Origin of the sequence: Halomonas sp. A020 (genome assembly GCF_027943625.1) — a bacterium.
Classification (GTDB): domain Bacteria; phylum Pseudomonadota; class Gammaproteobacteria; order Pseudomonadales; family Halomonadaceae; genus Vreelandella; species Vreelandella piezotolerans.
The window spans coordinates 652571-664838 of sequence record NZ_AP022850.1 but is presented as its reverse complement, the minus strand read 5'-3'; the positions used below and the strand labels follow the sequence as shown (position 1 = coordinate 664838).

Genomic DNA, 12268 nt, shown 5'->3' with positions numbered 1-12268 from the left:
TGATATGTGGTTTGCACAACCCAAACAGGACTATGTCTCTCAGATGCCGTGGAGACATGCAGATGAGACAGCTATTATGAGCTGGCAGATTAGGGCGCGTAATTATAATGTTTTTGTAGCTAACTCTTTGTTAGTAGTTTTAGTGATTATTTCATCTTTATTTATTTTTTTCTTCTTGATGACTGGGGATGAATCGGTTTTATCCGCTACTTTGTTCGGGGGGGGGGGATTGCTCATGGCGATATTGATTCCCATGAGCATGACTCATCAGACCTCCATTTTGGTTTACCGGTTTACAAAGAAAAATGCTGAAGTGTGCTCCTGGAAACCACAAATGGATGCAGTAAAACCATTTTTAAAATGGTCCGCTATTATTTTAATGCCGATCGTTCTGGTGCTGATTCTCATGGACCCCTCGCTACTTATTACTAGCCTAGGGCCGCTGGCAATGGGCTTCGCGGCCTGGATGATGGGATCATCAAAAGGCTACCAGGAAATGGCCCGAGGAAGTCGACATGAAGAGATTGACTGGACAAAAACGGAGCATATCAAGGTCTGGCGAAAACGAAGCATGATTGCGTTGACGTATCAGTGGAAGCCTTTCAAGCGTAATTCTAGCTATCGACCGAGAACGCATCTTCTCTACTGCCTTCCCGAAGAACTGGATGACCGCATTCAGTTCTTCAAGGAGCACCTGCCTCATGCTAAATATGAAGAAGGAAAAATTGACATACCATAAAACTCGGCTTTTCGCGAGCCGGCGGTATTACATTTTGAAGCGAAGGGGCTGATATAAAAAGATAGTAATAAGGCCCCGTTCAAGCTCGTGATGACCCTGCTGTCAATCCTGCATCAGTTCTCGGTTAATCTCATGAGAGCATTGCGGAGGGAGAAAATATCACGAGCGTATCAGGGCTGCTGGGTACAAATCGCCTTTCCCGCTGTGCTGGCGGGTGAAACCGTCAAGCTATTCGAAAATGCTCGAGGCGGGTTCTGGGCATCTGCAAACAGTTATGAAAAAAGCCCCACCCAACAAGGTGAACGGGGGGCCGTGCAACTGGGTGGTGAAGGTGAATCCCAAGCAAGCGAGGCATATATCTATATTGACCCCCGTGGTGGAGTCGGTAGTGGTAAGCGCTACATGCCTTCCTCTTTTGCGCGGCGCGGTGATCCTGGTCGTTGGCAGCTCGTTGAAGCTTGAGTTTTTTATATTACTGTGAACAGGATATCCATTATGAGTCAGAAGGCACCAGACCTGCCTCAGCCAGATGCGGCCCAGCCTCATAAGGCGGGGGATGCTCAAGCCATCCCTGGTGGCCGTATTACCTACTTGGCCCCAAGCCCTCTACCGACGACGCATGAGGCGCTGGATTTGAACGACACCATTAGCAACTTGAATGACGTCTGGCTGGATGTGGGTGGCGGGTATATGGATGCTTTTGGCTGGCAATTACTGACTGGTGGGACGTTCACTTTATTGCTTTTATTAGCTCTCTTTATTCCTAGTTTGGCTTGGATAATGATGCCTGGTACATCTTTCGGTTTTATGTGGGATGTCTACAAGTTTGGTTTTTGGGCAGGACTTGCAGGGGGGGCTGTTTTTTTGGCCATGTATTGGGGCCACTGGACAGGGCTTAGACTTCTGCGGGATACCCCCCCCCGTTCGCTTTCACCGCCAACGGCGCGAAGTCTGTTTTGTGCTGGAGGGCGGGCAAGAAACGGTGATCGTTCCCTGGGAATCACTGATGGCTTGGGTGGTAGAGGCCCGTGGTGCGACCCAATACGGCGTCCAGCAGCAGTTCGGTATGGGGTTTGGCTACGCGCATCCAGAGACCGGCTTGTGGCTCAAACAGGAATTCATGACCATGGCCAAACCCCTGGCCATCAGCCACTGGGAAGCCATCCGTGCCTCTATGGAGTACGAGGTCCATTCACTGGCCGAGGTGCAGGATCCTCAAGTAGTGAGAAATCAAGACGACCCACCCTGGGAAGACGTGCACACGCTGCGCAACGCACGTCGCCATATCAATCAGCGCCGAGCCAACGGGGAGATCGGTTGGCTGTACTGGAGCTTTTGGTACGCCATCGACATCATCCAGCTCTGGAACCTGCCGGGTTACTTAACGGAATGGGATAATAAGCGTCTGAGCAAAACGCGGCCTAATTTACTGCCTGCGGATATGGTGGCGTGGTCGCAACCCTTGCCGGAAGAGCAGTGGGCTAAACCAAGTGAGGAACTGACCAAGCTCTCCGAGGAAGTGCGCCGCATACGTGCACACGACCCGGCGCTGCCGCTTGAAGTGGTGTTTTCGGTAGCCTACAAAAGGCAGGGGCTGGAAGCCTGATAAGTATTGGCTAAACGAACACGGCACTAACCTATTAGTAGAGAGACGAATATCGCCGCAGACGGTGCATGCGACCTACCTCTACTTATACCCAGGGAAGGCAGCCTGCCTTCCCTAGCCTCTACGCTGCGCCACCATTCGTCGCCAGCGATCGGGCCTTCGGCTTCAGAGCGTTGAAATAGGTACTTGGCCCAGCATGCCGCTGACCCCCTGGGCACCCTGAACAAGGATGAAGCATGTTTAAAAGTACTCCCAATAAAGCGCTACCGCCCATGCGCGCGGGTGAACGGGAAAGCCGCGCTGGGGGCGAGCAGTACTGCCTAAGCCCCTTGCCGTTACCGGTGAATAGTGAGTACGCCGTAGACGTGGCGCATATTGACGTGCGCCACGATGAAGCCACTATGGATATTCGCCAGGGGGCCAGCCCGGATAGCATGATGACGGCGGGGCATATGCTGAGCGTAGGCGTCGTAGCTATGATGGCTTTCTTCCTTGTTGTATGGATAGGTATCGGGGGATTTCCTCCTGACCTTCAGTTAGCAGCCGCATGGGGGGGGGGCTGTATGCAAGTTTTCTATTCGTCTTTACTCTGGCAATTCTCTGGCTCAATACGTTATTCAAACGTATGCCGCCCATTCGGTTGAATCGTCAGCGTCGTGAAGTGGCTTTTGTGGTTGATCCTCCAGGTCGTTTCTGGCTGCCTGCCCCTCAAAATCTTTGGCTCGCCTCGACGGCTAGTCTGGCGGTGACTGCCTCTGGGTTTATGGGCCTCATTGAAATAGGCGAGTGGCTGCGCGGTGCTCGTGAGAGTTTTCCTTTTGGCTTTTTGCTGTTGCATGTTGGTGGGTTCGCTTTTTTCTTTGTATACCCCCCCCTTTACGATCTCATCTGCCGACTCTGCAAGCGCGAGCGCCGTACGGTACTGGTGCCTTGGGAGGACGTGGTGGCGGTGTGTGGTTTCAACCCCAGCTTGGGGCCGGGGGCCATCACCGGTTTTGGCTGGAGCTTCGCGCTGCTGCCGCCGGACCCCGAGCGCCCTGGCTACACCCTGCCTGGGGCAGGCATCATCGTTGGCGTGGGCGGTTTGCCGGGGGCCCTGGCCCAGTGGGAGTACATCCGCCGCTTTATGGAAGAGGGCATCGATGCCACCACTTCCGCCGCCCGAGAGTGGGGCGTGGAGTGGTACGACGCCTACGTGGCCCGCGAAAAAGCCGAATGCGAACGCACTAACGACATGGCCCGCTGGCGGCGCTTTCGACGTAAGCGCTTGTGGGAGCATGCCCGCTTTGCCCACTGGTACACCGAGTACCGCACGAAGCATATCCTTCCCAAAGCCGTGCCCAGCGACTGGTTGGCGGAGTGGTCAAAGCCCCTCCCTGAGTCCCAGTGGGCCAAGCCCTCCCAAGCCGTGAGTGAGTTGAGCGAACACGTGCGTGCTGCCTATCAACGCGGCGAGAAATTCGTGGAGATGGGCGATATTGAAAAACGTTTTAGGGTAGCGGCGCCACCGACTGCACAATCTCCCTATCCTTCGTTTCCCTTCCGGGCGAAGGTAGAGCAGGCATCGTCACCCCATGGTCAACGACAAGGATGACGTAATGGATAGCGCGACGAAACAGGAGCATTGGCCTTTGGATACACTGGCCATCGTAACCTGCGGCCAGTGTGGTCATTCATGGTTTGCCAAGGGCAAGCAGGTCACCACGCTCAAGGAGGGGGAGTCGTTAACGTGCCCACAATGCCACCATGAAGCTTCACTTGATCAGGACCAACGGGCCGATTTGACCGCTCATCTCACTCATGTCGATAAGGTGACAGGGAAAGGCAGCACGTGGGTCACTATCGCTGCTTTAGCCGCTTTTTTGGTGGGTATTGGCAGTTTCTTGGGCCTAGTGCCTATCGGAGTTGTCGTGATAGTCATGATCCCAGCGGTGTGGGCGATGGTGTCCTCTTCCTCCGAAGCGAAAAAGATCAGACCCGTCCGGTTGGCGTTAATGTCGTCTGAGCGGTATGAGTGAGTAGTAGTGAATATCCGTGTGCCAGCGAAATCGTCCTTTTGCATTTGACGTTGTGAATCCGTTAAGACCTGCTGCCTGACTTTATATTGCTTTTTAGAATATGTACCTTTGAATAAAGAATTTCCGGCCTTTACAGCTCAACGTTAGGCTTATAACTATTGTCCAAATTAGCCAAGCGCCTCGCTATTGCAGGCGCTTTTGGCGTTACTTATAGGTGAATTATGGCAACGACCTCAACGTCGGCACCGATCAATTATCGCGTGCCTCTTTTAGCGACGGCGGCCATTGTGCTGAGTTCGCTGGTCATTGGCGTGGTGTTCAGCGCTAACATCGGCTTGCTGATGATCGTGGGCGGGCTGCTGGGCATGGTGCTTTACCATGCGGCGTTTGGCTTTACGGCCGCGTGGCGGGTCTTCATTACCGAACGCCGTGGTCGTGGGCTGCGGGCGCAAATGGTCATGCTGGCGATTGCGGTGGTGCTGTTCTTCCCCGCGCTCGGCGCGGGCAGCCTGTTTGGTACCGAGGTGAGTGGCTTCGTTGCCCCCATTGGTCTGTCAGTGCTGGTCGGTGCCTTTCTGTTCGGGGTAGGTATGCAGCTAGGCGGCGGCTGTGCCTCTGGCACGCTCTTCACCGCAGGCGGTGGTAACGCGCGCATGCTGATTACCCTGGTGTTCTTCATTGTCGGCTCGGTGATTGGCACCGCTCACTTTGCGTGGTGGCAAAGCCTGCCTGCTTTCCAACCGGTATCGCTGGTCAATGTCGCCGGTGTAGGGGGAGGCATCGGCATCAGCTTGGTGCTGTTTGCCGCGATTGCTGCGTTCACAGTGATGATGGAAAAGCGCCGCCATGGCCATTTGGAGCAGGCCCCGGTAGTGGATAAACCGGGTAGTAAGCGTTGGTTGTCGGGCCCTTGGCCGCTGGTAGCCGGCGCGGTGGCGCTGGCACTGCTGAATTTTGCCACGCTGGCATTGGCGGGGCGTCCGTGGGGGATCACTTCCGCGTTTGCGCTATGGGGCGCCAAAAGCTTTGAACTGGTAGGTGGCGACGTGAGCCAGTGGGGCTATTGGCAATCGCCTGGCAATGCCGCCGCGCTGGAAGCCAGCTTATGGAGCGACATTACCACGGTGATGAACGTCGGCATTATGCTTGGCGCCTTGGCCGCCGCGAGCTTGGCAGGACGTTTTGCACCCAACTTCCGCATTCCACTGAAATCGGTACTGGCAGCAGTGATCGGTGGAATCATGCTGGGTTACGGCGCCCGCTTGGCCTTTGGCTGTAACATCGGCGCTTACTTTAGCGGTATTGCCTCTGGCAGCCTCCACGGCTGGGTATGGATGGTGGCGGCGTTCGCCGGGAACATGGCGGGGGTTAAGCTGCGCCCGTTCTTCTTTGATGGGGAAGCGGGACGTCGACCCGTCGCCAAAAGCTGTTAGAAGACTCACGTTAGTGGCGTCTAGAAAACGTCTCGGCAATGCCGAGGCGTTTTTTTTATGCCCTTTATTTATGTCTCTTCCACCTTTGTCGTACTAGCATGTTACATTACGCTCAAACGCCGCCAACGCCCAGCGTTGCTGCATTGCAACAGCAATTGACATAAAAAGAGAGTGCCTATGTCTACGACGAGTAAACGCCCCTTATACATTCCTTACGCCGGTCCTTCTTTACTTGAAATGCCGCTATTGAACAAAGGCAGCGCGTTTACTCAAGAGGAGCGGTTGGCGTTTAACTTGATAGGGCTACTACCCCAAAAAGTCGAAACCATCGACGACCAACTGGAGCGTGTGTACCGTCAGTACCAGCAGTGCCATAGCGATCTCGAACGCCATATCCATCTACGCGCCATTCAAGACGATAACGAAACGCTCTATTTCCGGCTGGTGTCAGAGCACCTGGAGGAAATGCTGCCGATTATCTATACGCCGACGGTGGGGCAGGCGTGTCAGGAGTTTTCCAATATTTATCGCAACCACCGGGGGCTATTCATTAGCTACCCCGATCGCGAGCATATGGATGACATTCTGCGCAGTGCTACCAAAGATAACGTCAAAGTGATCGTCGTCACCGATGGCGAGCGTATTTTGGGCCTGGGGGACCAGGGCATCGGCGGCATGGGTATTCCGATTGGGAAGCTCGCGCTCTACACCGCCTGTGGCGGGATTAGTCCGGCCTATACGCTGCCCATCATGATCGATGTAGGAACGAACAATAAGGCGCTGCTGGATGACCCGATGTACATGGGCTGGCGTCATGAGCGGGTGAGTCAGGAAGAGTACGATGCCTTCATGGCGGAGTTCATTTGTGCCGTGAAGCGTCGCTGGCCGAACGTGCTACTGCAGTTTGAGGACTTCGCTCAGGCTAACGCCGTACCGCTGCTAGAGCGCTATCGTAACGAACTGTGCTGCTTTAACGATGATGTGCAGGGGACGGCGTCTGTGGTGGTCGGTACGCTCATGGCGGCTTGCCAAGCCCGTGAAGAGACGATTGCCCAGCAGCGTGTGGTATTCGTGGGCGGTGGCTCTGCGGGCTGCGGTATTGCCGAGCAGGTGGTCGTGGCCATGGAAGCCGAAGGTCTGACCGAATCCGAAGCACGGGCACGTATCTTCATCGTCGACCGTGAAGGGCTCATGACCACGGATCAGTCGTGGCAGCGGGATTTTCAGCGTCGCTTAGCTCATGACCCTGCCCTGGTCGCAGAGTGGAATGGCCAAGGGCTTGAAGAGACCATTGCCAACATCAAGCCAACGATTCTGATTGGTGTCTGCGGTCAGCGCGGTATCTTCACCGAGCAAGTCGTTCGGACCATGCACGCAGGCTGCGAGCATCCGGTCATCATGCCGCTCTCCAACCCTACCTCGCAGGCTGAAGCGGTACCAGAAGACGTGATTCGTTGGACCGATGGCCAAGCGTTGGTCGCGACCGGTAGCCCGTTTGCCCCCGTAGTGTATAACGGCCGCACCTATCCGATTGCCCAGTGCAACAATGCTTATATCTTCCCCGGCATTGGCTTGGGTGTGATTGCCGCGAATGCCAACCGGGTCACCGATGAGATGCTGATGAGTGCCTCAAGGGCGCTGGCGCGTGAAGCACCGCTGGTGAAAGAGGGTAAAGGCGCGCTGCTGCCGCCGCTGTCGCGCATCCGTGACATTAGCAAATCGATAGCCTTCGAGGTGGCCGCGCAAGCGCAGCAAAACGGCGTCGCGTTGAAAACCAGCGGTACCGCGCTGCGCGAGCGTATCGAGTCTGCGTGCTGGTCGCCGGAGTATCGTTTCTATCGCCGCCGCGCCTTCTAATCTCGGCACCCGAGCAAAAAAAGCCCCCACCGAGGTGGGGGCGATGCAAGCATTGGTAGGTCGTACCTTTAGGCTGCGCCGATCATCTTGCGCAGCACGTAGTGAAGGATACCACCGTGACGGTAGTACGCCAGCTCATTGACGGTATCAATTCGGCACTTGGCATCAACGGTACGTTCGCCGTCGCTATTTTTAATCACGACCTGAACGTTACCGCCGGGGCTCAAATCGCTCAACCCCGCAATCGAGATCTCTTCATCCCCCGTTAATCCCAGGCTCTCACGGCTTTCGCCTTCCGGGAATTGCAGCGGTACCACGCCCATGCCGATCAGGTTAGAGCGGTGAATGCGTTCGAAGGACTCGGCGATCACAGCACGCACGCCCAGCAGTCGGGTGCCTTTGGCTGCCCAGTCACGCGAGGAGCCGGTGCCATACTCTTTACCGGCAATGACCACTAACGGCGTGCCTTCCTCTTTGTATTTCATGGCGGCATCGTAGATGGCCATCTGTTCACCACTCGGCACATGGCGCGTTTCTCCGCCTACCACGCCGTCGAGCATTTCGTTTTTGATCCGCACGTTGGCGAAGGTGCCGCGCATCATGACTTCATGGTTGCCCCGGCGCGAGCCGTAGGAGTTGAAGTCAACCGGCTTCACGCCGTGCTCTTGTAGGTAGCGGCCGGCGGGGCTGTCGGGCTTGATGGAGCCTGCTGGCGAGATGTGGTCGGTAGTGACGGAGTCGCCAAGCATCGCCAGGACACGCGCATTTTTCACGTCCTCGATGGTGTCTGGCTCCCGCTGCATGCCTTCAAAGAAGGGCGGGTGCTGAATATAGGTCGATTCTGGCCACTCGTAGACCTTACCCTCCGGCACTTTGATGGCTTTCCACGTCTCATCGCCTTCGAAGACGGCACCGTACTCCTTGCGGAACATCTCGGTGTTCACCTTCTCGACGGCGCTGGCGATATCGGCCTGCGAAGGCCAGATGTCTTTAAGATACACCGGGTTGCCGTCGCTGTCCTGGCCGAGCGGGTCGGTGGTCAAGTTGCACTGCACGTTGCCCGCCAGTGCATAGGCAACGACCAGGGGCGGCGATGCCAGCCAGTTGGTTTTGACCAGGGGATGAACGCGGCCTTCGAAGTTGCGGTTGCCCGACAGCACCGATGCCACGGTGAGGTCGCCATTGTTGATGGCTTTTTCGATCTCTTCTGGCAGGGGGCCTGAGTTGCCGATACAGGTGGTACAGCCGTAGCCCACGAGGTTGAAGCCCAGCGCATCCAGGTCATCGTCGAGGCTGGCCGCGGCGAGATAGTCGGTGACGACTTTGGAGCCGGGCGCGAGCGATGTTTTCACCCAAGGTTTGGTGGTCAAGCCCTTCTCACGGGCGTTACGCGCCAACAAGCCTGCTGCCATCATCACGCTGGGGTTCGAGGTGTTCGTGCACGACGTAATCGCTGCAATGACCACGGCACCGGGGTCCAGGCTGAAGTCCTGCTCGCCCATCGTGACGGTCTGGCTATCACTGTGTTTGAAGTCGTGTTCGTAGCTTCGGTCGATGCCCACGGCGGTCTGGCCGCCTTCAGAGGCTAGCTTGCCCTTTTCGGTGCTGGGCAGCGCCTTGCCGTCTTCTTCCATGACCTTGCCAAACGCACTGACCATATCTTTGAGTGCAACACGGTCCTGCGGGCGTTTGGGGCCCGCTAGGCTGGCCTCTACCTCGTTCATGTCCAGGCTGAGCGTGTCCGTGAAAATCGGCTCATCGCCCGGCTCACGCCACAGGCCCTGGGCCTTGCTGTAAGCCTCGACCAGGGCAATCTGGCTATCTTCACGGCCGGTTAGGCGTAGGTAGTTGAGCGTTTCGTCATCCACCGGGAAGAAGCCACAGGTGGCGCCATACTCAGGGGCCATATTGGCAATGGTGGCGCGGTCCGCTAGCGGCAGGTCTTTTAAGCCGTCGCCATAAAATTCGACGAACTTACCGACCACGCCTTTTTTGCGCAGCATTTCAGTCACGGTGAGAACGAGGTCCGTGGCAGTAATACCTTCGCGCAGTTTGCCGGTCAATTTGAAGCCAATCACTTCCGGAATGAGCATGGAGACCGGTTGGCCCAGCATGGCGGCCTCCGCTTCGATGCCGCCCACCCCCCAGCCCAGCACACCCAGGCCGTTGATCATGGTGGTGTGAGAGTCGGTTCCTACGAGCGTGTCGGGGTAAGCAACGGTCTTGCCATCTTCCTCTTTGGTCCACACCGTGCGGCCTAGGTACTCCAGGTTGACTTGGTGGCAAATCCCGGTGCCGGGTGGCACGACGCTGAAGTTGTCGAAGGCTTTCTGGCCCCAACGTAGGAATTCGTAGCGCTCGCCGTTTCGCTGCATCTCGATATCGACGTTTTCCTGGAACGCCGTCGGATGACCGAACTTATCGACCATCACCGAGTGGTCGATCACCAAGTCCACTGGAGAGAGTGGGTTGATGCGGGCAGGGTCTTCGCCCAGCTTTTCCACCGCCGCGCGCATGGAGGCGAGGTCGACCACGCCAGGCACACCGGTAAAGTCTTGCATCAATACCCGCGCCGGCCGGTAGCCAATTTCACGGCTGGATTTGCCCTCTTTTTGCCAGTCCACCAGCGCCTGCATATCGTCCCGCTCGACGCTCTCATCGTCTGCAAAACGCAGCTGATTTTCGAGCAGGATTTTGAGCGTCTTGGGCAGTCGGTCGATATTGCCTAGCGTCTCAGCCGCCGTGGGCAGGCTGTAGTAGTGATACTCTTGGCTTCCTGCCGTCAAGGTATGAAGCGTGTTGGGTATCTTGCTCATTCCATTCTCCTCTGATTGCTTGGCGTTGCGCGACGGTCACTGTTTATCTGGGTATGGCGATGTTGGCTATGGCGGTCTCATCGTGGTGTTTAACGACGACTGACGTAATATCAGTATGGCTGATTAATCAGACATGGGTGTTTCACGGTGCGCTTTCAAGCCGTCTTCGCCTAATAGCGTAGGCGAGCCCTTGTAATCGCTTGTACTTGACGCCATTTCAGGCAGACTCTCTTGCAACGTTATCTGCTCAATTGTGACAAAGGTGGTGTCATGGAAACACGTCATGAACGTTTGATTATTCTTGGGTCTGGCCCAGCAGGCTACACTGCGGCGGTGTATGCCGCGCGTGCCAACCTCAAGCCCCTGCTCATTACCGGGATGCAGGCAGGTGGCCAATTGACCACCACGACCGACGTGGATAACTGGCCTGGTGATGCCGACGGTGTCCAGGGGCCGGCGTTGATGGAGCGCATGAAGCAGCATGCCGAGCGTTTCAACACCGAGGTGCTGTTCGATCATATCAATGAAGTCAGCTTAGCTGAAAAACCCTATACCCTAAAAGGCGATAGCGGCACCTATACTTGTGATGCGCTGATCATCGCCACCGGTGCCAGCGCACGCTATCTGGGCTTACCCACCGAGCAACAGTTCATGGGGCAGGGCGTGTCGGCCTGTGCGACGTGCGATGGTTTTTTCTACCGCAATCAAGAGGTCGTCGTCGTTGGGGGGGGCAATACGGCGGTCGAAGAAGCACTCTACTTGTCTAACATCGCTTCCAAGGTCACGCTGGTGCATCGCCGCGATACCCTGCGCGCGGAAAAAATCCTGCAAGACAAGCTCTTTGAGAAAGCCGAGGCGGGTAAAATTGCCCTGGAGTGGTTCTACGAAGTCGAGGAGGTGTTAGGGGATAACACCGGCGTGACTGGCGTAAGAGTCAAGTCCACCAAGGATGGCAGCACGAAAGAGATTCACGCGCCGGGGCTATTCATTGCCATCGGCCATAGTCCCAATACGGGCATCTTCGAAGGGCAGTTGGAGATGAACGGTGGCTATATCAAAGTGACATCGGGCAGTGAAGGCAATGCAACGGCTACGAGCGTGCCGGGCGTATTTGCCTGTGGCGACGTGATGGACCATATCTATCGCCAGGCGATCACCTCGGCAGGCAGCGGCTGTATGGCAGCCCTGGATGCCGAACGCTATCTGGATGGCATTGGCTAATGTAGCTGCATTCTGGAGGAGAGCACCTGTTGGCGATCTTAGCAGTCGATAGGTGCCTCATCCACGCGTAACCTGCCTAACTGGCTGAGTACCAACCGTTTTCCTTCTGCTTGTGTGGTGCATATCGCGAAGCTGCCGTTATAGCCACTGGTATGGCCCAGCACGTTATATCGAACGTGTCGCCAGCCGCGGCTATAAGTGGTGTAAGACGCCGCCTGCCCAGGAAAGACGCGCAGGATATCGTCTGGTTGAAAGCCGTCCTCGACGTCTCCCTTTATGACGACCAGTGCGTCGCCCCACGTCGACGCACAGGTGGTGAGGTTTGCGCTTGCCGGACACACGGTCACCTTCGTACGTTGTGAAATGGCCGTATGTCTGGCCAGGGCAAACGCAGAGCGCAGGCGGCTTACTTCGCTATTGAGAAGGCTGTGGTGACTCAGTGCCTGAACGCTTGGTGTCAGCCACGCTATCATGGCGGTCATCAACAGCATCGCCACCAACATCTCGATGAGTGTAAACCCCCGCTGATAGGACGAGTGCTGCCCGTGCGTGCCACCGCATTTCATCGCTTGACCCCC

11 protein-coding genes are annotated in these 12268 nt (G+C 56.4%); 9 read left to right on the top strand and 2 right to left on the bottom strand.

Annotated elements, in window-relative coordinates:
- The first annotated feature begins 4 nt into the window (after positions 1 to 4).
- The 8 genes from FRH_RS03045 to FRH_RS03010 all read left to right on the top strand — a co-directional run bounded on the left by FRH_RS03045 (position 5) and on the right by FRH_RS03010 (position 7653).
- Complete coding sequence (locus FRH_RS03045; protein ID WP_281997715.1) at positions 5 to 739, top strand: hypothetical protein; 735 nt, start codon at positions 5 to 7, stop codon at positions 737 to 739.
- Positions 740 to 826: 87 nt separating this feature from the next.
- Complete coding sequence (locus tag FRH_RS03040) at positions 827 to 1201, top strand: hypothetical protein (protein ID WP_281997714.1); 375 nt, start codon at positions 827 to 829, stop codon at positions 1199 to 1201.
- 544 nt (positions 1202 to 1745) lie between these two features.
- Positions 1746 to 2345, top strand: coding sequence for a hypothetical protein (locus FRH_RS03035; RefSeq protein ID WP_281997713.1), 600 nt, complete (start codon positions 1746 to 1748; stop codon positions 2343 to 2345).
- A gap of 236 nt (positions 2346 to 2581) precedes the next feature.
- The gene (locus FRH_RS03030; RefSeq protein WP_281997712.1) at positions 2582 to 2989 is read left to right on the top strand and encodes a hypothetical protein; all 408 of its coding nucleotides are present in this window, start codon (positions 2582 to 2584) and stop codon (positions 2987 to 2989) included.
- Between the two features lie 26 nt (positions 2990 to 3015).
- Positions 3016 to 3939: a hypothetical protein gene (locus FRH_RS03025; RefSeq protein ID WP_281997711.1), complete on the top strand. Its 924-nt coding sequence runs from the start codon at positions 3016 to 3018 to the stop codon at positions 3937 to 3939.
- Positions 3940 to 3943: 4 nt separating this feature from the next.
- Positions 3944 to 4363: a hypothetical protein gene (locus FRH_RS03020; RefSeq protein ID WP_281997710.1), complete on the top strand. Its 420-nt coding sequence runs from the start codon at positions 3944 to 3946 to the stop codon at positions 4361 to 4363.
- A 221-nt stretch (positions 4364 to 4584) separates the two neighbouring features.
- Positions 4585 to 5796, top strand: a complete 1212-nt coding sequence (locus FRH_RS03015; protein WP_281997709.1) for a YeeE/YedE family protein — start codon at positions 4585 to 4587, stop codon at positions 5794 to 5796.
- A 177-nt stretch (positions 5797 to 5973) separates the two neighbouring features.
- Positions 5974 to 7653: an NAD-dependent malic enzyme gene (locus FRH_RS03010; protein WP_139525694.1), complete on the top strand. Its 1680-nt coding sequence runs from the start codon at positions 5974 to 5976 to the stop codon at positions 7651 to 7653.
- 68 nt (positions 7654 to 7721) lie between these two features.
- On the opposite strand, the gene acnA is transcribed toward FRH_RS03010, so the two are convergent.
- Positions 7722 to 10469, bottom strand: a complete 2748-nt coding sequence (gene acnA, locus FRH_RS03005; protein ID WP_139525693.1) for an aconitate hydratase AcnA — start codon at positions 10467 to 10469, stop codon at positions 7722 to 7724.
- 270 nt (positions 10470 to 10739) lie between these two features.
- On the opposite strand from acnA, the gene trxB reads away from it, so the two are divergent.
- A complete protein-coding gene (gene trxB, locus FRH_RS03000) occupies positions 10740 to 11690 on the top strand; it encodes a thioredoxin-disulfide reductase (protein ID WP_239285551.1) in 951 nt (316 codons plus the stop codon).
- 38 nt (positions 11691 to 11728) lie between these two features.
- On the opposite strand, the gene FRH_RS02995 is transcribed toward trxB, so the two are convergent.
- Positions 11729 to 12256, bottom strand: a complete 528-nt coding sequence (locus FRH_RS02995; RefSeq protein ID WP_239285549.1) for a GspH/FimT family pseudopilin — start codon at positions 12254 to 12256, stop codon at positions 11729 to 11731.
- Between the last annotated feature and the right edge of the window lie 12 nt (positions 12257 to 12268).

Excerpts from the sequence above, each read along its gene's own strand:
- FRH_RS03045 (WP_281997715.1), top strand. The coding sequence starts at position 5 with ATGTGGTTTGCACAACCCAAACAGGACTATGTCTCTCAGATGCCGTGG.
- FRH_RS03035 (WP_281997713.1), top strand. The coding sequence starts at position 1,746 with ATGGCTTGGGTGGTAGAGGCCCGTGGTGCGACCCAATACGGCGTCCAG.
- FRH_RS03030 (WP_281997712.1), top strand. The coding sequence starts at position 2,582 with ATGTTTAAAAGTACTCCCAATAAAGCGCTACCGCCCATGCGCGCGGGT.
- FRH_RS03020 (WP_281997710.1), top strand. The coding sequence starts at position 3,944 with ATGGATAGCGCGACGAAACAGGAGCATTGGCCTTTGGATACACTGGCC.
- FRH_RS03015 (WP_281997709.1), top strand. The coding sequence starts at position 4,585 with ATGGCAACGACCTCAACGTCGGCACCGATCAATTATCGCGTGCCTCTT.
- FRH_RS03010 (WP_139525694.1), top strand. The coding sequence starts at position 5,974 with ATGTCTACGACGAGTAAACGCCCCTTATACATTCCTTACGCCGGTCCT.
- acnA (WP_139525693.1), bottom strand. The coding sequence starts at position 10,469 with ATGAGCAAGATACCCAACACGCTTCATACCTTGACGGCAGGAAGCCAA.
- trxB (WP_239285551.1), top strand. The coding sequence starts at position 10,740 with ATGGAAACACGTCATGAACGTTTGATTATTCTTGGGTCTGGCCCAGCA.
- FRH_RS02995 (WP_239285549.1), bottom strand. The coding sequence starts at position 12,256 with ATGAAATGCGGTGGCACGCACGGGCAGCACTCGTCCTATCAGCGGGGG.